Origin of the sequence: Halalkalibacter oceani (assembly GCF_040544555.1) — a bacterium.
GTDB classification, from domain to species: Bacteria; Bacillota; Bacilli; order Bacillales; family Bacillaceae_D; genus Halalkalibacter; species Halalkalibacter oceani.
In genome coordinates this window covers 38392-58517 of record NZ_JBEPKD010000013.1, presented here as the reverse complement: position 1 = coordinate 58517, position 20126 = coordinate 38392, and the positions used below count along the sequence as shown (strand labels likewise).

The window sequence follows — 20126 nt, the reverse complement described above, 5'->3', positions numbered from 1 at the left end:
TGGCTCCTCCTTCACCTTATAGCTTGCGCTCCTGCTCCTGCTTTGTTGTAATAATCTGCTGAGCCTCGCGCACTTCATCGCGAATAATCGACATTTCCTCATCAAGCCGGAATGCAGCTTCGGCCGCCCGTTGCAGCCTCATTTTAATATCCTCTGGAATTTCACCGCTATACTTATAATTTAAGGAATGCTCGATCGTCGCCCAGAAGTTCATCGCCATCGTCCTCACCTGCAGCTCGACGAGGATTTTTTTCTCTCCTTCAATCGTCTGAACCGGATAACAGAGAACCAAATGATAAGAGCGGTAGCCGCTCGGCTTCTTTTCGGCGACATAATCGCGTTCTTCCATGATTTCAAAATCCTTGCGCCGCCGAATTAAGTCCACAACTGTTTCAATATCTTCGACAAATTGCGTGACGATGCGGACGCCGGCCAAATCCTGCATGTCTTCCTCCAGCCGGTCCAGCGGAATATTCTTCCGTTTGGCTTTATCCAAAATACTGGAAACAGGCTTCACTCTACCAGTGACAAACTCTATCGGCGTGTGCTTCGATGATTTTTGATACTGCTCGCGGATTCCTTTTAACTTTACTTTCAACTCCTCAACTGCTTGTTTATAAGGCGTTAAAAAAACATCCCAATTGCTCATTCAATCACCGTCCGATTTTTCTATGAATCTTGACCGAAAATCTCCTCGACAGCATTTTCAAGCTCTTCGCCGTAATTGCTGTTTCCTTTAATATTTTCCGTTAAGAAAGCCAGCTCCTCCACCAGCCCGGTCAACTTCACTGTCACTCCGTTCCCCAGGTCGAGGCCGAGCCCGCTCTGCTGCACATAGATTTCATGCAAGCTTGCCCACGTAGGCTGCGGAAAGCTCACATAATAAAATTGTTCTTCATCTTCTATTATGTAAATAAACGCCAGCTGATCCGAATCAACGAGCATTCGTTCTCCGGCTTTTAATGCTTGCGCGCGCTCTTTTGCAATCTGTTCAGCTATTGACGCAACATATTCGCCCTGCTGCTTTTCAATTTTTTCAACAACAAACTTTTTCATTCTGTACCTCCACTTATCACTAGCTTCATTTTCCATGAGATTCCTATTTTAGTTTAACATATTTCAATGAGCAATACGCAGCAAAGGGCATTGTCGGATAGATACAGGTATGCGATAATAAAGGATAGGAAGAATCAGAACGTTGAACAGGTTGTGATGGAATGAGCCAGGAGATTGAAATGGAGGTCAAGTCCATTTTAGATAAACAAGCCTTTACAGCTTTGCTTAATGGCTTTCAATTGACGGCGGACCAGGCAGTCACCCAGCATAATCATTATTTTGAAACCGCGTCATTCGCGTTGAAGGAACAAGGCGCGGCCTTGCGAGTGCGTGAAATTGCCGGGGCTTACACATTGACGTTAAAACAGCCTCACCAGGACGGAAAGCTCGAAACGCATCAGCCTTTAGATGCCGTTGAATGGGAGCAGCTGAAAGAAGAGCAGCGGTTTCCGAACGGGGATGTTTATCAGCAGCTCTCCTCGCTGAAGATCCCGCTGGCGGAGCTTGCTTACGCCGGAACGTTGACGACAAAGCGGATTGAGCTTGCATACAAAGGCGGTCTGCTCTGCTTTGATGAAAGTCATTTTTTCGATCAGGTCGATTATGAAATTGAATTTGAAGGAATGAGCCTGACCCATGCGGAAGAAACCCTTTCACAGCTTTTACAGCAATACGGGATTTCCGCCAGCCCGGCTGAAAATAAAGTGAGGCGCTTTTTCCGCCGCAAACATCAATTGGCTGACTTTGAACAGCATCCGTAATCCTTAGAAAAGAGGTGTCCATATGAATCTGTCGTTTCTTCAGCAGCTGAATGCCATTCAGTCATTGCCGTTAGGCACATCGTCTGCAAGCCGGCAAACGGAGCCGCTCCCCTCGCTTTTTTCTGCTTTCCTGCAGGAGCAGCTGAACTCGCTCTCCTTCCAGCAAGAAGAGGAAGTGAACAGAAAAGCCGATCTCTTTCTCGATCCCGCCCTGCAGCAGCGCTTCCTGCAATTGCAAAGCTCAGCGTCGGATCGGACAAGCTATCAGCCTGTCACACAGACCGCTGAACTGAACTGGACCACTACATTGCCTGATCGTTCAGCCCGCTTTCAGCCTTTGATTGAGGCAGCTGCCAAAAAATACGATCTTGATCCGAAGCTGATCCATGCTGTCATTCAGCATGAGTCCAATTATAATCCAACGGCCAAGAGTGCTGCCGGAGCAGGCGGGTTAATGCAATTAATGCCTGGAACCGCTCGGTCGCTGCAAGTCCAAAACATTTACGATCCGCAGCAGAACATTGACGGGGGAGCAAACTATTTGCGACAGATGATTGACCGCTACAACGGTGACATCAAGCTTGCCCTCGCTGCTTATAATGCCGGCCCGGGCAATGTCGACCGCTATGGCGGCATCCCGCCATTTAAAGAAACACAGGCCTATGTCCCTAAAGTTTATAATACGTATATGAACGTGTAATAAGGCAGGCGCTTCGGAGACGTGACAAATCTAGCTTTGACCAAGGGCAGGGCAAAAGGTAAAAACGACCTTTTGCCTTGCCCTTCTTTTTGTGTTGCTGTCGTTTTAGCTTATGTCAAAAGGGCTAGTCCTTCGCACGACAACGTTTGATGCTTCCCTCTCCTTATTCCTAAGCTCCAATGAAAACAACGGCTTCTCTCTGAATAAAGATACTATTTGCTCCATCTTCCCTGTGATCGAGACAGCTTGGAATCATGAAATTTGCCGTACGCGGCTGAGGTTGCTACAATATGTACATAGTTACTATTATAGATACTGAATTTTCTTACAGAGTAAGGAGCACTTATATGATGTCTGATCACCATCCCACACCTTATGAGGCTTTAGGCGGAAGCGAACAGCTTTCGGCTTTGGTTGACCGTTTTTATTCTTATGTTGGCAAGCACCCTGACCTGGCCCATCTCTTTCCTGAGGATTTGACTGAAACAGCCCGTAAACAGAAGCAGTTTCTCACCCAATTTCTCGGAGGGCCGGCCTTATATACAGAAGAACATGGCCATCCGATGCTTCGCGCAAGGCATATGCCGTTTGTCATTACCCCTGTACAGGCCGAAGCGTGGCTGGCTTGCATGAAAAAAGCAATGAATGATGTGGGAATTACCGGGCCGATTTACGACTATATACTTGAGCGCCTTACGATGACAGCCCACCACATGGTGAACCACCCCTCATCTTAGAAAGGAGAATGACCATTGAACCAAAAAGATACATCTTCAGCTTGTGATCAGCAGCTTGGCGTTTGTGGTCTCGATCCTACGCAAAAACATGAATGGAAGCGGCCTAAGCCAATTGAACTTTATACGTTTATTGATCCTCTATGTGCAGAGTGCTGGGGCTTTGAACCGACCCTTAAAAAGCTTCAGGTGGAATACGGTGCTTATTTTCGAATTCGCACACTTGTGGCAGGCCGCTTGCTCGCTTGGAATGCGTGCAAGCAATCGGCAACCGGTCTTGCCGCAAAAAAACAGGAGATTGCTTCCATTTGGGAGAAAACCGCCTCGCGTTCCGGTATGTCATGCGATGGCGATGTTTGGATGGAATTGGAATGGAATTCTCCATATTTAACGTCAATCGCCGTGAAAGCCGCCGAGTTACAAGGCCCTCACGCCGGTGCCCGCTTTTTGCGCAAGCTGCGGGAATACCTTTTTCTCGAGAAACAAAATATTACTGAAAAAGAAGTACTGTTGAAATGTGCGGCAGAAACCGGACTCGACTATGATGAATTTGAAAAAGACCTCAGTTCCTCCGCCGCGACAAAAGCGTTGCAATGTGACATCAAAACAACGAACGAAATGGGCGTCGAGGTGGTCCCGACCTTCGTTTTTTTCAACAATAATGTCGAGGATGAAGGAATCAAAGTAACAGGGCATTATGAGTATCACGTCTATGTCCAAATCCTTGAGGAAATGCTCGGCTTCACGCCGACTGCCTCTGCCCCGATCACGATTGAGCAGTTTCTCGAGCGCTACCGTTTTGTCGCCACAGCGGAGGTAGCCACTGTATTTGACTTGTCTGAGGAAGAAGCGGAGCGCCGTTTAAAAGCGCTTGTGCTCCAGCAGAAAGCTGAAGCGGTCCCGGTCAAACACGGCTTATTCTGGCGCATGATCAAAGAACCGAAATAATCGTATGGAGAATAGAAAACAGGAGGCTGGGCGAAAGGTTGTTTTTTTACCTTTCGCCCAGCCTTTTGTCTCAAGCTCGTTTTTGCCGTTAAACAGGCACTTCTATTGTTGAAGACTCGGACATATTGTGTGGTAGAGCCGATTTTGTAGACAGGGAAAGGAGACATATGATGAAATACTTTAGGCTTATTTCCGGACTGTTTCTCATGATCGTCAGCTTTTATTTCTTTCTTTTAGCGCTGATGAATTTAGTCCCTATCATCCTCGCCGGCCCGCTTTTGTTTCTTTCCATCGTCTGGACATTATCTCCGCTCGCTGCCTATAAGCGTTTCAAAGGCTTCCGTCCGTAAAAAAACCCTACAAGCGGCGCGCGGAGCCGCTGCCATTCCTCAAATGCCAAACAGGCTATCCCGGCCTCCGTTTATTCCGTCGCTTCCAGCAGCCGCTCCATCTCCGTCAGCGTTGCTTCAAAGACGGACAATGCCTGTTCAATTGGCTCAGGCTTTGTCATATCGACGCCGGCGTGCTTCAGAATATCGATCGGATATGCCGAGCTACCCGCTTTTAAGAAGTCGAGATAACGCTCAACCGCCGGCTGCCCTTCTTCCAGCACTTTCTTTGATAAAGCAGCAGCGGCGCTATAGCCGGTCGCATATTGAAAGACATAAAAATTGTAGTAAAAATGCGGGATACGCGCCCACTCAAGACCGATTTCCTCATTGATGACGATATCGTCGCCAAAATACTTCACATTCAGGTCATAATACGTTTGCGTCAGTAAATCAGGTGTCAACGCTTCTCCGTTCGCCGCCTTCTCATGGATCACATGCTCAAATTCAGCGAACATCGTCTGGCGAAAGACCGTTCCTCGGAAGCCTTCCAAATAATGATTCAGCAAATAAAGCTTTTCCTGCGGATCTGTTGTCTTTTTAACAAGATAATCATTCAACAGGGCTTCATTCAGTGTTGACGCCACCTCGGCGACGAAAATCGTATAATCGCCGTATAAATATGGCTGATGCTTACGCGTGTAATAGCTATGCAAGCTATGCCCAAATTCATGCGCCAAGGTAAACAAGTTATTCACATTATCCTGCCAATTCATCAAAATATAAGGCATCGTACCGTAGGAACCGGAGGAATAAGCACCGCTTCGTTTCCCGATATTTTCTTCGACATCGACCCAACGGTTGTCAAACCCTTCTTTAACGATCGACACATACTCTTCCCCTAGCGGCTCAACCCCTTTTATGACAAGCTCCTTAGCCTCTTCGTAAGAAAATTCCATTTTCACATCCTTCACAAGCGGCGTATAAAGATCGTACATATGGAGTTCATCAACGCCCAACACACGCTTGCGCAGCCGGACATAACGGTGAAGCAGGTCAAGGCGGTTATGGACGGCCTCGATCAGCTGATCATAGACCACTTCCGGGATGTGATTTTTACTTAACGCCGCCTGGCGCGCTGAATCGTATTTTCTGACATTCGCATAAAATAAATCGCGCTTCACCTGGCCGCTTAACGTGGCAGCGAATGTGTTTTTATATTTGTCATACGTTCCGTACACCGCTTTAAAAGCTTCCTCGCGCACACGACGGTCACTGCTTTCCAAAAAGCGCACGTATCGGCCATGCGTCACCTCGACCTCTTCGCCGTCTTCGTCTGTAATCGTCGGGAATTTCATATCGGCATTGTTCAGCATCCCAAAGACATTGCTTGGATTATTCGTCACTTCAGCAGCCTGGGCTAAAATCGCTTCCTCGTTCTCAGAGAGCACATGAGGACGCTCTTCGTTCAATTCGGCAAACATTTGCTTATAGAGCTGAAGACCTTCGTGATCACTAATAAATTGGTTAATCAATGTTTCTTCAAGCGCCAACAGCTCCGGAACGATAAAAGAGGCAGCCTGGCCGACTTGCGTAGCGAGGCTCGCGGCGCGGTCATGTAACCCCTGATAGAAGGAATTTGTCGTATCCTGGTCATAGCGCATATGGGCATAGGCGTACAATTTCCCGAGCTTCTCCGTTATTTCATTTTGCTTCTCAAGCGCAGCGTACATCGTCTCGGCAGAGTCACCTAATGTCTGCTTAAAAGCGGTTAACTGTGGAAGCTGGCTCTGAATTTCCTTGAAGGCTTGCTCCCACTCCTCATCCGTCGCAAAGATCGCCTCTAAATTCCACGTATTCTCAACTGTCACTTCTTCTCTTTTTTTGACACGCTTTGTCATAAATTGATCGGACCTCCATGTTGGCAAAAATTTAAAAATCAGGACGCCCTCCTTCTTAATCTGAGCAAGACGCCCCTTTTTGTTCTCTGTTATATATTCGCTTTTTTTGAATTGATTCCTTTATTGTCCCCGGAATTCTCCGCTTCATCCTCCAGCTTGAAACACTTCCGCCCATACGCCGCGTCCAGCCGGAAGGCTTCCTCGATTGTCCGTGGTATAACGATGTTCCGCGCTCGTTTAAAGCGTTCCACTCCCGCCTGCTCTAAATAACCAATTTGGCAAAGCCAGGACAGGTAGCCTTTCACTGCCTGAATCCAGCCTGCCTCCTCGTGAATCTGGCGTCTCGAAAAAAGGCCATTCAACATATAAGGCTGAATGCAGCGGCTGACCATTTGCAAGGTGAAGGTGTTACTCAACGGCTGGTGCTCAAGGCATTCGAGCAGGAGAAAGGTTTGCCAATAATAAGGAGGGGCTTCAAAATAATAATAATGCGGTGACGGCCAGCCGGCTTCAACCGGAAAGAGGTTACGCGAGAGAGAATAGCGGTATAAAAGCTGGAGGAAGTATGCTTCCAATCGACTTCGGTAAGAAAAGGGATGCTGATAGCGCCAATGCTTTTTGATTTCAAGCCATTTTTGCTTCACAGTGGGCACTTGTGCCGGCTGTTGGAAAAGATCGGCAGGCTGAGTCGCTTGTAAGGGGGATTGCTGCAATGTGGCGAGTGAACGGGTTGCGGATATGGGAGTGATGTGCTGGAGAAAAACGAACGATTGCTGTTCTGGGCAGTAATAGCTCAGGCTGAGGTTATCAGGGGGATAATGGCGAAATGCATGCCATTCGAAGGCTTGAATCGAGTAAGTGAAAGAACGTTGACGTTTGAGACGGTTACCGCCTAATAACCAGATCGGGCTAATGCCGACTTCATGATAGCCGCGAGAGCGCTTGGCGATTAAAGAAACGGGAATCGGGGAGCATTGGAATTCGATGGCATACAGCCGTTGCTGATAGCGGACGAGTAAATCGGGGCGCTGATGAATGAGCGGGAGATATACTTCCAGCCCTACATCGAGAGAATGGCCTTTCAGCCAGTAATAGAGCTGCTTTTTTCCTTCCAGATGATAGGGTGTCTCCGCCTCGAGCATCGCTTTGCACACCGACTTTGTGCGATGGGCGAAGTGCCACTGTCGTTTGCCGCCAAGCTTTAACAGGAGCGGCTCTTTGCACGAGCGGCAATAAAAGTCTTGTTCACGCCGGAGCTTCTTCAGTTCAGCCAGCTGCCAGCCTTCCAGGAGAGAAATCGTTGTACCATCCTGAAATTCTGCTGTAAACATTATGTCACCACCTTTATCGAACTGTAGCTGACTACTTCGAGCCGTTTTGCCAAAATCCTGCAAAAAAATTTTTATTCTCCATGAAAGTGAAGGTCTTTCATGGAGAACGTAACGAGCGAAGCCGGGGCCTTCCCTGCATCTTCCTGCAAATGTTCAAGTGACATTACAACAATGGTGACAACAAGCGCGATGTTGATTCGATCAAGCGATAAAAAATAGAACGATTGCGGAAAAGTTCAAAGCTGAGCTGGTTTGAGTGCTCAAGGTCATAGACAAAATCACTAACGAGCTTTGTGACGCTTTTCGTCCGGTAAAGATACGCGTTCACTTCAAAATTCAAATGAAAGCTGCGCATATCCATATTGGATGTGCCGATCGATGCCAGCTCATGGTCAACGATGATCAGCTTGCTATGCATAAAGCCGCGGTTATACTCATAAATTTTCACTCCTGCTTCCAGCAGCTCAGGGAAATAAGAGCGTGAAGCGTGAAAGACAATCCGTTTATCCGGCCGGTTGGGGACAAGGATACGGACATCTATTCCGGAAAGGGCGGCAATTTTTAACGCGCTCAATATGTCATCATCGGGAATAAAGTACGGGCTGGCGATCCAGACGTTTTTCTTAGCCGATGTAATCATCGAAAAGAAAAGCTTCTTATTGACTTCCCATCTCGTATCAGGCCCGCTGGCGATCATCTGCACGCCTCCATCGGCTTTCATCGACGTTAAAATAGGTGACAAATACGTCGGGTTGAGAATTTTTTTACCAGTTTGATAATACCAATCCTGCAAAAAAATCAACTGCAACGTTCGCACTGCTTCTCCCCTGACATAGAGATGCGTGTCACGCCAATAACCGAAGTATTTGTGCTTCCCTAAATATTCATCGCCGATATTAAGGCCGCCGACAAATCCGACAATGCCGTCAATCACAATGATTTTACGATGATTGCGGTAGTTCAATTTATGATTTAAAAACGGCAGCCTCACTTTCGCAAAAGCGGCTACCTCGACACCGGCAGCCTTCAGCTCCTCTATATAGGCTTTCGACAATCGCCAGCTCCCGACAGCATCATATAAAAAGCGGACTTCAATGCCGGCTTTCGCTTTCTCAATTAGCACCTGCTTTATTTCCTGGCCGATGCCATCATCCCGGACAATATAATATTCCAGGTGAATATGATGGTCAGCCATTCTCAGCGCCTGTAAAATATTGGCGAACGTTTCTTTCCCGTCAGTCAGCACCTTCGTTTCACTCGCAAACGAAATCGGATTGTGCCCAAGGCGATGGGCGAGCCGGAACAGCAGCTGCTGATGGTCTCCCATTTTCCGCAGCTGGTCTTCATTTAACTGCTTCGTTCCTTCAATTTGGCGAAACGCTTCTTCATCCTCAATCGCCTTCATCGAAAAGGAGCGCTGTTTCCGGTGATTCTGCCCAAACAGCAAATAAAAAAAGAACCCGAATAACGGGAACGCTGCCAACACGACGAGCCACGTTACTGTTTTCGTCGGATGTCTGTTTTCAAAGAAAATCACGACCGCGATAAACGCGACCGAAAGCGTAAAAGCAATACTAATCGTCCCGACAATCCATCCCTGTAAGAAAAAACGCGACATATACAAGAAAGCCAGAACAAGCGCTAAAAAAGCCAAAATATTGAATCGATTCTTCATATAAAGTCTCCTGGCTGAATACTTGGCTTATTCATCCGGAAAAAGCGGACAAAGGCTTTTCCCCCGAATCAACCTGCAACATTTTATCCAATCTGTAAAAAAAGCGAGCTGATTGCCTAAGTAATCAACTCGCTCTACCTGAATTACTGAGAAAAAGAAGTTCGAATCACCGGAAGTGCATTGGCCTTCACAATCTCTTTACCGTATTCCATTATTCTGTAAATCGAAATGTCTGATTCGAAACCATATTCCAGTATTTGACTAAGCATGTCATCCTGCTGATCTTCGTTATATGTTTCATCGTCGAAAATAACGTGAAGATAATAAGTACCTTCAAAATGATAAAGCTCGTTGTGCAAGTCGTTTATATGGAAATTATGACTTAAGGAAATCACATCTTCAAAATCGTTAAAGCCGATGACGATTTCTAGTGGTTCGCCAGTCTTGTCTACCTTGCCTTCAGCATTGCCAGACATCAGGTCAACCAGATCCTGTTCATCATGATCCTTATCATGCGTCACCGGAATTTCCAGCTTGACATTTCCGCCGGAAACTTGACCTCTCGTCACGACAATTTCAAGCCCTTTATCTAAGGCGTGAACTTGAATCCACAACGGACCGTCCAATTCAAATTCATCATTATCGCTGGCCTCGTTCATCATTTCGAAGAAGAGCTCTTCTCCACGCTCACGATTGTACCAGATTTCATCTCTGTCAAATCCTCTGTCTTCAATATCTTTATACGTGATAAAAAATTTAATGGTCGTATCATTGACGCGTTCAATATCCATGTTCGCTCTCCCTCCTACTCGAGTCATTGGTTAATGGATTCATCCAGCAAACACCTTTCTTACGTTATACCCGTAAACCTTTCGATCAATCAACCTTGAATGAGCAGAGAACGTATGGGCTGGCTGGTCAGCAAATGGATGATCTGCTTTCTTCTATTTTATGATAAATCCTTTGAAAATGGAAATCTAAAAGCTGCATTTTTCTCCGATTTTTCAGAAAAAAATACCCTTCAAGTCTGCAAAACCCCGCCATGACAGGATTTCCTCCATTCCATTTTCATTAAAAAACTTCTCCTTTTCTCATCATAAAATCACTGCCTTAACCATATGGTGATTCTATAGACGAATAAGACAAGCCTTTCTTAATTTTTTATTGTCACTGATACATATATGAATTGTCAATGATTTTTATGAAAAAATAAAATGTTTTTACTAAAGGATGGATGATCGAACGTGGATACGGACTTTCTTATTTCACTCTTTACCATCATTGGGGTCGATATCATTCTCGGGGGAGACAACGCAATCGTCGTTGCGCTTGCCTGCAGGAATTTACCGGCCTCAATACGTCATAAAGCCATTTTACTCGGCCTCGGTTTAGCTCTTATCATTCGCATGGGACTGACGATCATCGCCGTACACTTACTGGAAATCCCCTTTTTACTCGCAACCGGCGGCGCCTTGTTAATTTACATTGCTTACAGTCTGTTGACCGAAACAGAAAACGGGCGCGATATAAACGGCGGTACTAGCTTATGGAGTGCGATCAAGGCCATCATCATTGCCGATTTTGTCATGGGCTTTGACAATGTGATCGCCGTCGCCGGAGCCGCTCATGGAAATCCGTTGCTCGTCATGATCGGTCTGCTTTTCTCGGTCCCTGTCATCATTTGGGGCAGCAAGTTAATCCTGAATCTCTTTGATCGCTTTCCGATCATTATATATCTCGGAGCCGGAATCCTTGCCTATACGGCTTCAAGAATGATCACGCACGAGGAAATGCTTGCCCCTCTCTTTCAGCAATTCGACTTTTTTGCCCTTGGTCTGCAAATCATAATGATCGCCGGGGTGATTTTGCTCGGTGCTTATAAAAAAGCACTGTCTCAGAAGAACTAATTTTGAGAATACGAAGTCATTTGTCTAAAGCTGGCAGCGGCTTCGTTCAGCACAAAGCGAGCAGGAAAGAAATCCACTTTCCTGCTCGCTTTAAAATCATTGTGCAGACTCCACTCGCTGCTTCTGTGAGCTTGAGACAAAACTAGCTTTGGACCTACTGGCAATGGCTTCACACGCCACAGCCTCTGTTTCAGTTAACCAGACGCTGTGCTTCCTGAAGGTGGAATGTTCTCACCTTGCGCGGAAGGAAGCGGCGAATTTCCGCGTCGTTATAGCCAACCTGCAGACGCTTCTCGTCAAAAATAATTGGACGGCGTAGAAGGCCTGGGTTGTCACTGATGATTTGGAATAATGTTTGCAAGGAAAGAGACTCAAGCTCAACATCAAGCTCTTGAAACACTTTTGAGCGTGTTGAAATAATTTCATCTGTTCCATCCTCGGTCATTCTGACAACCTCTTTTACTTCCTCCACTGTTAATGGTGCAGCAAAAATATTACGTTCCTCAAACGGGATATTATGTTCTTCTAACCAAGCCTTTGCTTTCCGGCATGATGTACAACTAGGTGATGTTAATAAAGTGACCATGTACGGACCTCTCCTTCCAGGTTATGAGATCTATGTCGAGCTTGAATGCCATTTTACATGTCGATACTCTAATTATACAACTCTGTCTAACTTTTGTATAGAAGAAGTTAAACTTTTCTTCTAAATAGAGATAATGAAAAATACCCTTGCAATGTTCTTCCTAAACCTATTATACAAAAAAACTTTCTAAACATATATGTTTATTTAGTTAAAAAACAATTTTTTTCTCGATCAGCTCATAGTTGTCACATGATTGTCACACTTTATAACGAAAGATTCCTTATCGTTTCTTTAAAATATAGTACGTTTTGATAAGCTAAGATTTATACATTATTTACGGGGGTGAAGCGCATGAAAAAATGGGTAGCATCCTTATCCATTCTTCTGCTCCTGGCAGGTTGTGCGACGGAGGATATTACAAATGAGCAGACAGAGCGGCAGCAGCTTCTCGTTGAACTTGCCCCTGTTCAAATCAGCTCTATTGGGGAAACACTTGAATTATCAGGACAGCTCCTTCCTACTAAACAGGTCCCATTAGTGACGGCAATGCCGCTAAAAGTAACGGACGTACATACACAAATTGGACAAGCCGTAGAAGCGGGAGACCTGCTTATTTCCTTGGATGACGGGGAAGCGCGGCGCCAGGTTAACCAGGCCAATCAAGTACTTGATGAGCTGAAGCAGGCGTTGCATCAGGCTGAGCAGATCAATCAGTCTGTTGAACAAAACATCTCGGCGGCGGCTGATCTCGAAACTGAATTGCTCGCCTCAATTGAACGAGCTCAAGAGCTTCTACAAGCTTTGGACGAAGCGGAAGGTGCCGCTGATCAGCAGGCGCTGACCGATCTGCTTCAAGCAAGTCTCGATGTCTCCCTAAAGCAGGCGGCACTGACTCAGGCAGCTGGTGCCGGAAGTCTTTCTGCTCCGCTGAACACGGCAGAGCTGTCGATGCAAATCAATCAGGCAGAGGAAGCCGTTCGTCAGGCGGAAAGCGCTCTGGCTGAGACTCGCATTACAGCTCCGATTGCCGGTACGATCGCTCAGCTTGATGTTACGGCGGGGCAAACGGCTATTCCGAATCAGCCGCTGGCCATTGTCAGCGACTTGAGTAAAATGGATGCCGCTTTTGCCGTGAACAGCTTTCAAGTTGCCAGACTCGCTGCGGGGATGCCGCTCTCGCTCAGCATTGCCGGCTGGAACGAAACGATCGAGACAGAGCTGACTGCTGTGTCGCCGGTCATTGATCCGCAGACAAACGCCTTTATGGCCCATGCGACAGTTCCAAATGAATCTCAGCAGCTAAAAGGCGGCATGAGAGTGACGGCGACGGTTGAGCTCGGCACCGTGCAGGAGGCGGTCGTTATTCCTGCTGACGCCGTTCTTTATCAGGATGGAGAGCCATATACGTTTGTCGCCGAGGAAAATCGCGTGCGCAGGCAGGAGCTTGAGCTTGGCACGCGAGACGGCGCAAGCATCCAAGTGATAGACGGAGTGAACGAGGGTGACGAAGTGGTCACAGTCGGGAAAGAGCGGCTTACAGATGGAGCCGCGATTACAGTAAGAAGCGAGTGAAAACATGAATCTAGCTAAATTATCAGTATTACGCCCTGTCGCGATGGCGATGTTTATTATTTTTCTGATTATACTCGGAAGTGTATCTCTGCGTCATTTACCAGTCGATCTCTTTCCGGAGCTGACATTTCCCGTCGTGGCGGTAACGGCCTCCTACGACGGAGCCGGCCCTGAAGAAGTGGAAGAGCTGATTACGCAGCCGATCGAAGAGCTGATGGCGAGCATTCCGAATGTCGAGTCGGTTTCCTCGACTTCCCGGACAGGCGGTGCCTTGATCCTCGTCGCCTTTGATTGGGGCACGGATATGGATTTCGCCGCTTTGACGATGCGGGAACGAATCGACCAGGTGCGAGAGATGCTGCCAAGCGAAGTAGACGCTCCGCAAGTGATGCGGTTTGATCCGAGCATGCTGCCGATCGTCCAGCTCGCTATTACGGAACCAGGCGGAGATACGGCTGAAGCCAGGCAGTTAATTGAAAATGAAATCAAGCCGCGGCTCGATGCGATTGACGGTGTTGCTTCCATACAGGTTGAAGGTGGAAGTGAGCAGGAAATCCGGATTGACATTCAGCCTGACGTGCTTGCGCAATACGGCATAACATTACAAGACCTTCAACAGCTTATTGCCAGTGAAAATATCAATTTTCCGGCAGGTGAAGTGCACGACCAAAATCAATCTTTTCCGATTCGAGTCAGCAGTGAATTCACCTCGGTCTATGATTTAGAGCAGCTTCCCATACCGACCAATGCCGGGGTTGTACTGCTCGGTGATTTATTCGCCATCAGCGAAGCCACGGCGCCTCTCTCTCAGGAGAGCTATTTGAACGGCGAGCCGGCGGTCGGTCTTTCTATTTTGAAAGCGTCCGGTACGAATACCGTTCAGATCACGAGAGCGCTCAACGATGAACTCGATGACCTGAAGCAGCAGCTGCCCGAAGGAATCGAGATTCAAACAATCTTTGATCAAAGCCGCTTTATCGAGCAATCAATCAATGCTGTCTTTTGGAATATTCTCCTAGGGGGCGGACTGGCGGCCCTTGTTCTGTACCTTTTTTTACGGAACATCCGCAGCACCTTGATTATTGCCTTATCGATTCCGATCTCGATTATGACGACGTTTTTATTTATGTATTTCTCGGGTGAAACATTAAATGTGCTCACCCTTGGCGGACTGGCGCTCGGCGTCGGAATGATGGTTGATAACGCAATCGTGATTCTCGAGAATATTTACCGCAAACGCCAGGAAGGAGAAAGCTTGCGCGAGGCGGCGATTCACGGCACGGGGGAAATCGGCGGCGCGATAGTCGCTTCAACGCTGACGACCGTCGTTGTTTTTCTGCCAATTGTCTTCGTAGACGGACTCGCGGCCCAGCTTTTTAAACCATTGGCGCTCACTGTCGCCTTTGCCTTACTTGCTTCCTTGATCACCGCGCTGATCATTGTGCCGCTGTTGTCGTCGACGTTTTTAAGAACGACCGACGAGACATCCGTCTTTCAGGTCGGCTTTGAGAAAACAAAGGCCGTCTACAAAAGGCTGCTGGAATTCAGCCTGCAGCGGCCGAAACGGATTATAGCGGTTACCGCCGCACTCCTAGCCGGCTCACTAAGCTGTATTCCACTGTTAGGTACTGAATTTCTTCCGGCCCAGGATCAGAGCTTTATTAGCATCGACGTCCGCTTACCGCCAGGGAGCGCCCTGTCTGCGACTTATCAAGTGACGGAAGAAATCAATGAAAAGCTCGCTGCTTTTACAGAAGTTGAACTGGCCTACGTGACCGTCGGCGGAACGGACAATTTTTCTCTCGGTGCCGGCTCACAGACAAACAGAGCGAGCTACAGTTTACTCTTAAGCGACACCGATAGGCGGACTACATCCGACTTGGAGATTGCCGACTCCATTCGCAGTTCCCTCGCCGCTGTCCCAAATGCGGATATTCGCGTCTCGGCGAGTGATAGCGGGTTTACCGATGATCCGATTTCAATCACCGTAAAAGGCCAGGATCTTCAGACATTGGAACAGCTTTCTGAGGCGATTGTAGCGACTGTTTCAACAATTGAAGGCGTGCGCGAGCCGACGACGAACTATGCAGACGGCAATCCGGAGGTGACCGTGGCAATCAACCGGCAGGCCGCTTCCTCCTACGGTATCACTAGCGCGCAAATTGCTTCGACGATCAGCGACGCGACGCGCGGATTAGTGGCGACACGGATTGCGAGACACGGCGAAGAGCTAAATGTCCGACTCCAGGTCGACGATGCTTATACCGCCTCGCTCGAACAGCTTGAACAGCTGTTGCTGTCAACGCCGGGCGGAGAGCGGATCCCGCTTTCTTCTGTTGCAGCAGTCGAACGTGGCGAAGGACCGAGCACGATTAGGCGATCGGACCGGATGCGTGAAGTGACGGTCACCGCGTCAATTTTAAATCGCGATCTCGGCAGCGTTATTAATGAGATTGAAGAGGCGCTGATTGAAGAGGTTCGCCCTTTGCTGCCAAACGGGTACCGGATAAGCTTCGGCGGACAAAATGAACAGATGAACGATGCCTTCACGAAGCTAAGCGGAGCCATCGCGCTCGCCATTGTCCTCGTCTACATGGTCATGGCCGGGCGGTTTGAATCCTTCTTCTATCCGTTTATCATTATGTTTTCCGTGCCGGTTACAGCGATCGGCGTCATTTTCGGGCTGTTGCTCACCAATCAGCCGATCGGGGTCGGATCGCTTGTCGGAATCTTGATATTAACCGGGATTGTCGTCAACAATGCGATCGTTCTCGTCGACTATATAAATACATTGAAAAAGAATGGGTATAGCTCATACGATGCGATTATTCAAGCAGGACCGATTCGCCTGCGCCCGATTTTAATGACGGCGCTGACGACGATTCTCGGGCTTATTCCGCTTACGTTAGGCTTTGGCGAAGGGACGGAAATCCAGCAGCCAATGGCGATCGTGATCGTCTGCGGACTTGCTGTCTCGACCTTTATCACCCTGCTGTTGATTCCGGTTATTTATTATCTGACCGATCAGCGCAAGGAAAAGCGACGGCCACACGCGGAGACATTACATTGAGGCTGCCTGCAAATGGACTTCTTTCAGGCAGACGGGTAAAGAATGGAGCCGCTACCCTTCCCCGCCTCACGCTTACACATTCTGGATTTCTAACGAAAAAAGAACGTCTGAATAGGGACTAAGCCTTGTTCAGACGTTTTTTTATGCAGAATAGCGATTCGGTATCGGCTGCTGCTTTGTTTTTTCTTTCCAATTTTTCAGATTCTTTTTCAAAAAATCCTTCACAAGCTCACGTTTTTTCTTGCGGTTTTTCGTAATTCGTTTCATTCAAATCACCCACCTGTTTTGTTATGGTGAACGATTCAGCGCCTACACGGTCGGTTGATCGCTTGCTTCGGCTGCTTCTGCATTATAAGTGACAACCTGATCAACATCCTCATAGGATTCGCCGTAAAGCTGCTTATCCTTATACGTATGAATCGCCTCATACGTATGCTTGACCTTTTCGTAGATGCTTTGCTCAGACTCGTCCTGAGGTGACCAGTACAAAATTTCAAGCTCATTGACCTCATTTGTCGCAAGAGAGCGTCTACGATAACCAACAGACTGTGCATGCGTGAACCCTTCGCGATTGTAAAAACGTTGACGCTTTTTCGTGTCACTGTCTTCATAATCAACTGGTTCTACTTCAAGGATAATCGGCTTTTGCTTTTCTTTCAAGCGATTTAACAGCTTCTTTCCCAGCCCTTGGCCTCTTGCCTCCTTTGAGACAAATAAATAATCCACAAAAATAAAATCATCTGTTTCTACATACATCATAACATGATGTGGTCCTTCATCCTTATGGTAAATATCAGCTTTTTCTTTTAAAAGAAGCTCCATATGTTCTTTTGATTTCATCTCTTCAATCGGAAAGTACTTGCTTAGCTTTTCGTACCAATTCATCAACTCAGCTCCCGTTAGTTATCTTCATTAATAGTATATTCCATTCTTGCTAATCGTTAAACGCGATCAAATCAGCATTTACTGGAAAAAGCACGGTTCTGCTTTCATAAGGAAAACTAAGGTGGAGCATCCATAGAATAAACCCCGATTCTTCCGCTTTGCTCCGTTTCAGAAAAAGGCCTTGTCCCGAGCTGCATTCGGGACGAGGCCATCTACTGTTTATAGTCTACGCCCGCTGTATAGCGGTTTGTCGCGTTCCAGAGTAAAAACTCGTTAATGCCTTGCTCATTTAAAGCACGGATTTGATCTTCGACCTCTTCTTTTCCATAAGGCTGATAGTTACCTGATCCAAGCCAGCTTGCTGTAAAGTCCTGAATCCACGGGCGTGAAACAGGAGGATTGTCAAGCTGGGCGAGGATGCCATTTTCCACTTTCGCATATTCACGCGTCAGCTCATATGGAAATAAATCAGGCTTGTCAATGCCAAAATAAGGCGTCCAATGGCTTGGATAAATCATCGATGAGATGACATCTACTTCGTTTGCGATCTTGGAAAAATTTTGTCCAATGCCGGGCGCTTCCGTAATGGTGGCCGAGTAACCGAAAATATCGACCGATACATCAACATCATACTTTTCCAGCCGCTCTTTCGCATAGGAAACAAAATCGGTCACAGCCGCGACTCTGCTCTGCACATGATCGCCGTCACCGCCTTCATACTCTCCCACACTGTATTGCAGGACGTCATCCCGTCTTTCGAACCCTTCCGGAAAGCGGACATAATCAAATTGAATTTCCTGAAATCCAAGCTTCACCGCCTCTTCCGCGATCGCAATGTTATAATCCCATACTTCCTTTAAGAAAGGATTGACAAATGCTTCACCTCGTCCATTTTTCCATATCTTTCCGCCATCAAGAAAGGAGAGCTCCGGCTGTTGCTCAGCAAGTACCGAATCTTTAAAGACGACAATCCGGGCAATTGGGTATACCTCGTTCTCTTCAAGCGTCTTCATTAATTGTTCAGGGTCATGAATGTAGTTTTTCGAAATAGGATAAAAAGGGGAATCCTCTTCAGGCCGGTATGTTAAATGCCCATGATCCTCTTTAATATCAATGACCATCGCATTCAAATCTGTCGTATTGATCAGCTCAAGCAAATTCGAAAAGCGCTCTCCACCAGCCGAATTCCCGGTGACATAAATCCCCCGAACCCCGTCCTCCGGATAAGCAAACTGATAGCCTGAATCATATAAGAAGCGAGCGACATCATTTGGCAGTTCGAGTGCCGTTTTGGCTACTGCTTTATGCTGGTGCTCCTTCCCGGTTGCGATGCTTGTCCCCGTTTCTGCTGCAAAAGCCGTTCCTGCGCCCACTAAACTAAAGACACATATCAGCATGAGCATCTTCATCCATGGCTTCCCCATTTTCCATTCACGATCCTTTCTACGTAGCTTGCTCTCCAGATCATCTATGTATTAATCTTCATCCTTGGCATCCCAGTCTTCCGGAAGCGGCTCTTCCATTTCAGCTGCCAGCTGCTTGCGCTTTACATCAAGCTGTTCCTTATGCCACATGAATTGATCACGATTGATCAGCTGCTGCTTTCCATCATGAAAAGCCTTTATATGACCAAGCTGTATTTGCTGCTGAAGATAAGCCTCCGGCAACTCTAAATATTCTGCTAACTCTGCAACGGTAACGTACATCTTCCGTTCCTCCCTTCAAATTATACCGTCAGTCGACAAAGCTTGTCATCCTTCTACCCGAAAAAAGCCGTTTTAAAAACAAAAAGACAGCGTGCGGTCTCTCACCAGCTCGCTGTCTTCTCAGATCAAATCGGCAGTACATAGAGCAAGATCATAAAGAAATGCAAAACACTGCCGGCCAATACAAATGTATGCCATACAGCATGGTGAAACCTGAATCCGCGCCACACATAAAAGATCGTGCCAAATGTATAACAAAGTCCTCCAGCTACAAGCAAAACAACTCCCGCAAAAGGCATGTTCTCAATCAGAGGATTAATCGCAAATATCGCGAGCCAGCCCATTCCGATATAAAACAACGTCGACAGAAACAGGAAGCGCTTGACAAAGAAGATTTTAAACACAATCCCCGCCGTCGCCAGCCCCCATACAATCCCGAACAACGTCCAGCCAAGCGTACCTTGAACGACGATAAAAAGCAGAGGTGTGTAGCTCCCAGCAATAAACAAATAAATCGAAGCATGATCAAAAATTTCAAACATGTTCTTCAATCTGCCGGCAGGCAAGCTGTGCAGCATCGTTGAAGAAAAATATAGCATCAGCATCGTAACTCCGTAAATCGTAAAGCTGATAATATGAAGCGCCGTGCCGTGAACAGACGAAAACACAATCAGCAGCACAAGAGCTGCTAAGCTTAACAGGACACCAATTCCGTGGGTAATGGCATTTGCCAGTTCTTCTTCTTTTGAAAACGTATGAGTAGTCGCCATCTTTTCCCTCTTTTCCTCTTCCTTTTTATAGTATACCAAATAAATGGAGATCAATCGCGGTTTTTACATGATTTTCTGCATGATGGTTGCATTGACTGACATGCGTTAATATAATAAGTAAAACCGCGCAACAGCTTTACTTAAAATGCGTGAAGCCCCGGCGCCTGTCTCGAATCAGCCGGGAATTTTTCAACT

20 protein-coding genes are annotated in these 20126 nt (G+C 47.0%); 8 read left to right on the top strand and 12 right to left on the bottom strand.

The window, feature by feature from the left end:
* Positions 1 to 16: 16 nt before the first annotated feature.
* The gene (gene yjbM / locus ABMB67_RS14415; protein ID WP_251224321.1) at positions 17 to 649 is read right to left on the bottom strand and encodes a GTP diphosphokinase; all 633 of its coding nucleotides are present in this window, start codon (positions 647 to 649) and stop codon (positions 17 to 19) included.
* Positions 650 to 669: 20 nt separating this feature from the next.
* Positions 670 to 1056: a UPF0738 family protein gene (locus ABMB67_RS14410; RefSeq protein ID WP_251224322.1), complete on the bottom strand. Its 387-nt coding sequence runs from the start codon at positions 1054 to 1056 to the stop codon at positions 670 to 672.
* Between the two features lie 179 nt (positions 1057 to 1235).
* Between ABMB67_RS14410 and ABMB67_RS14405 the strand changes: the two genes are divergently transcribed.
* The 5 genes from ABMB67_RS14405 to ABMB67_RS14385 all read left to right on the top strand — a co-directional run bounded on the left by ABMB67_RS14405 (position 1236) and on the right by ABMB67_RS14385 (position 4549).
* On the top strand, positions 1236 to 1817 hold the full coding sequence (locus ABMB67_RS14405) for a CYTH domain-containing protein (RefSeq protein ID WP_251224323.1): 582 nt from the start codon (positions 1236 to 1238) through the stop codon (positions 1815 to 1817).
* A 22-nt stretch (positions 1818 to 1839) separates the two neighbouring features.
* The gene (locus tag ABMB67_RS14400) at positions 1840 to 2517 is read left to right on the top strand and encodes a lytic transglycosylase domain-containing protein (RefSeq protein WP_251224324.1); all 678 of its coding nucleotides are present in this window, start codon (positions 1840 to 1842) and stop codon (positions 2515 to 2517) included.
* A gap of 350 nt (positions 2518 to 2867) precedes the next feature.
* Complete coding sequence (locus tag ABMB67_RS14395) at positions 2868 to 3254, top strand: globin domain-containing protein (RefSeq protein WP_251224325.1); 387 nt, start codon at positions 2868 to 2870, stop codon at positions 3252 to 3254.
* A gap of 15 nt (positions 3255 to 3269) precedes the next feature.
* Positions 3270 to 4199, top strand: coding sequence for a ClpXP adapter SpxH family protein (locus tag ABMB67_RS14390; protein ID WP_285890548.1), 930 nt, complete (start codon positions 3270 to 3272; stop codon positions 4197 to 4199).
* Positions 4200 to 4369: 170 nt separating this feature from the next.
* Positions 4370 to 4549, top strand: coding sequence for a hypothetical protein (locus tag ABMB67_RS14385; protein WP_251224326.1), 180 nt, complete (start codon positions 4370 to 4372; stop codon positions 4547 to 4549).
* 71 nt (positions 4550 to 4620) lie between these two features.
* On the opposite strand, the gene pepF is transcribed toward ABMB67_RS14385, so the two are convergent.
* The 4 genes from pepF to mecA all read right to left on the bottom strand — a co-directional run bounded on the left by pepF (position 4621) and on the right by mecA (position 10226).
* Complete coding sequence (gene pepF, locus ABMB67_RS14380) at positions 4621 to 6429, bottom strand: oligoendopeptidase F (protein WP_251224327.1); 1809 nt, start codon at positions 6427 to 6429, stop codon at positions 4621 to 4623.
* 89 nt (positions 6430 to 6518) lie between these two features.
* Positions 6519 to 7760 (bottom strand): competence protein CoiA, encoded by a 1242-nt coding sequence (locus tag ABMB67_RS14375; protein ID WP_251224328.1) that lies wholly within the window; start codon positions 7758 to 7760, stop codon positions 6519 to 6521.
* A 163-nt stretch (positions 7761 to 7923) separates the two neighbouring features.
* On the bottom strand, positions 7924 to 9435 hold the full coding sequence (gene cls, locus ABMB67_RS14370) for a cardiolipin synthase (RefSeq protein ID WP_251224329.1): 1512 nt from the start codon (positions 9433 to 9435) through the stop codon (positions 7924 to 7926).
* Positions 9436 to 9578: 143 nt separating this feature from the next.
* Positions 9579 to 10226, bottom strand: coding sequence for an adaptor protein MecA (mecA, locus tag ABMB67_RS14365; RefSeq protein WP_251224330.1), 648 nt, complete (start codon positions 10224 to 10226; stop codon positions 9579 to 9581).
* A gap of 453 nt (positions 10227 to 10679) precedes the next feature.
* On the opposite strand from mecA, the gene ABMB67_RS14360 reads away from it, so the two are divergent.
* On the top strand, positions 10680 to 11342 hold the full coding sequence (locus ABMB67_RS14360; protein ID WP_251224331.1) for a TerC family protein: 663 nt from the start codon (positions 10680 to 10682) through the stop codon (positions 11340 to 11342).
* A gap of 190 nt (positions 11343 to 11532) precedes the next feature.
* Here ABMB67_RS14360 and spxA read toward each other — a convergent pair whose 3' ends face one another.
* Complete coding sequence (spxA, locus tag ABMB67_RS14355) at positions 11533 to 11928, bottom strand: transcriptional regulator SpxA (protein WP_251194619.1); 396 nt, start codon at positions 11926 to 11928, stop codon at positions 11533 to 11535.
* 351 nt (positions 11929 to 12279) lie between these two features.
* Between spxA and ABMB67_RS14350 the strand changes: the two genes are divergently transcribed.
* Both ABMB67_RS14350 and ABMB67_RS14345 read left to right on the top strand, forming a co-directional pair.
* Positions 12280 to 13500 carry an efflux RND transporter periplasmic adaptor subunit gene (locus ABMB67_RS14350; RefSeq protein WP_251224332.1) on the top strand — a complete coding sequence of 407 codons (1221 nt, stop codon included), beginning with the start codon at positions 12280 to 12282 and terminating at the stop codon, positions 13498 to 13500.
* 4 nt (positions 13501 to 13504) lie between these two features.
* The gene (locus ABMB67_RS14345; RefSeq protein WP_354572485.1) at positions 13505 to 16570 is read left to right on the top strand and encodes an efflux RND transporter permease subunit; all 3066 of its coding nucleotides are present in this window, start codon (positions 13505 to 13507) and stop codon (positions 16568 to 16570) included.
* Positions 16571 to 16711: 141 nt separating this feature from the next.
* Here ABMB67_RS14345 and ABMB67_RS14340 read toward each other — a convergent pair whose 3' ends face one another.
* The 5 genes from ABMB67_RS14340 to trhA form a co-directional block, all read right to left on the bottom strand.
* Positions 16712 to 16837, bottom strand: a complete 126-nt coding sequence (locus ABMB67_RS14340) for a hypothetical protein (protein WP_285890550.1) — start codon at positions 16835 to 16837, stop codon at positions 16712 to 16714.
* Between the two features lie 42 nt (positions 16838 to 16879).
* Positions 16880 to 17455, bottom strand: coding sequence for a GNAT family N-acetyltransferase (locus ABMB67_RS14335; protein ID WP_251224334.1), 576 nt, complete (start codon positions 17453 to 17455; stop codon positions 16880 to 16882).
* 212 nt (positions 17456 to 17667) lie between these two features.
* Positions 17668 to 18864, bottom strand: a complete 1197-nt coding sequence (locus ABMB67_RS14330; protein WP_354572484.1) for a putative glycoside hydrolase — start codon at positions 18862 to 18864, stop codon at positions 17668 to 17670.
* Between the two features lie 66 nt (positions 18865 to 18930).
* Positions 18931 to 19161: an excisionase family DNA-binding protein gene (locus tag ABMB67_RS14325; RefSeq protein WP_251224336.1), complete on the bottom strand. Its 231-nt coding sequence runs from the start codon at positions 19159 to 19161 to the stop codon at positions 18931 to 18933.
* A gap of 125 nt (positions 19162 to 19286) precedes the next feature.
* On the bottom strand, positions 19287 to 19931 hold the full coding sequence (gene trhA, locus ABMB67_RS14320) for a PAQR family membrane homeostasis protein TrhA (protein ID WP_354572483.1): 645 nt from the start codon (positions 19929 to 19931) through the stop codon (positions 19287 to 19289).
* Positions 19932 to 20126 lie beyond the last annotated feature (195 nt).

Coding starts and splice junctions, on each gene's coding strand:
- ABMB67_RS14345 (WP_354572485.1), top strand. CDS start 13,505: ATGAATCTAGCTAAATTATCAGTATTACGCCCTGTCGCGATGGCGATG.
- ABMB67_RS14325 (WP_251224336.1), bottom strand. CDS start 19,161: ATGTACGTTACCGTTGCAGAGTTAGCAGAATATTTAGAGTTGCCGGAG.
- ABMB67_RS14410 (WP_251224322.1), bottom strand. CDS start 1,056: ATGAAAAAGTTTGTTGTTGAAAAAATTGAAAAGCAGCAGGGCGAATAT.
- trhA (WP_354572483.1), bottom strand. CDS start 19,931: ATGGCGACTACTCATACGTTTTCAAAAGAAGAAGAACTGGCAAATGCC.
- ABMB67_RS14330 (WP_354572484.1), bottom strand. CDS start 18,864: ATGAAGATGCTCATGCTGATATGTGTCTTTAGTTTAGTGGGCGCAGGA.
- yjbM (WP_251224321.1), bottom strand. CDS start 649: ATGAGCAATTGGGATGTTTTTTTAACGCCTTATAAACAAGCAGTTGAG.
- ABMB67_RS14405 (WP_251224323.1), top strand. CDS start 1,236: ATGGAGGTCAAGTCCATTTTAGATAAACAAGCCTTTACAGCTTTGCTT.
- spxA (WP_251194619.1), bottom strand. CDS start 11,928: ATGGTCACTTTATTAACATCACCTAGTTGTACATCATGCCGGAAAGCA.
- ABMB67_RS14340 (WP_285890550.1), bottom strand. CDS start 16,837: ATGAAACGAATTACGAAAAACCGCAAGAAAAAACGTGAGCTTGTGAAG.
- ABMB67_RS14375 (WP_251224328.1), bottom strand. CDS start 7,760: ATGTTTACAGCAGAATTTCAGGATGGTACAACGATTTCTCTCCTGGAA.
- cls (WP_251224329.1), bottom strand. CDS start 9,435: ATGAAGAATCGATTCAATATTTTGGCTTTTTTAGCGCTTGTTCTGGCT.
- ABMB67_RS14350 (WP_251224332.1), top strand. CDS start 12,280: ATGAAAAAATGGGTAGCATCCTTATCCATTCTTCTGCTCCTGGCAGGT.
- mecA (WP_251224330.1), bottom strand. CDS start 10,226: ATGGATATTGAACGCGTCAATGATACGACCATTAAATTTTTTATCACG.
- pepF (WP_251224327.1), bottom strand. CDS start 6,429: ATGACAAAGCGTGTCAAAAAAAGAGAAGAAGTGACAGTTGAGAATACG.
- ABMB67_RS14400 (WP_251224324.1), top strand. CDS start 1,840: ATGAATCTGTCGTTTCTTCAGCAGCTGAATGCCATTCAGTCATTGCCG.
- ABMB67_RS14395 (WP_251224325.1), top strand. CDS start 2,868: ATGTCTGATCACCATCCCACACCTTATGAGGCTTTAGGCGGAAGCGAA.
- ABMB67_RS14385 (WP_251224326.1), top strand. CDS start 4,370: ATGAAATACTTTAGGCTTATTTCCGGACTGTTTCTCATGATCGTCAGC.
- ABMB67_RS14335 (WP_251224334.1), bottom strand. CDS start 17,455: ATGAATTGGTACGAAAAGCTAAGCAAGTACTTTCCGATTGAAGAGATG.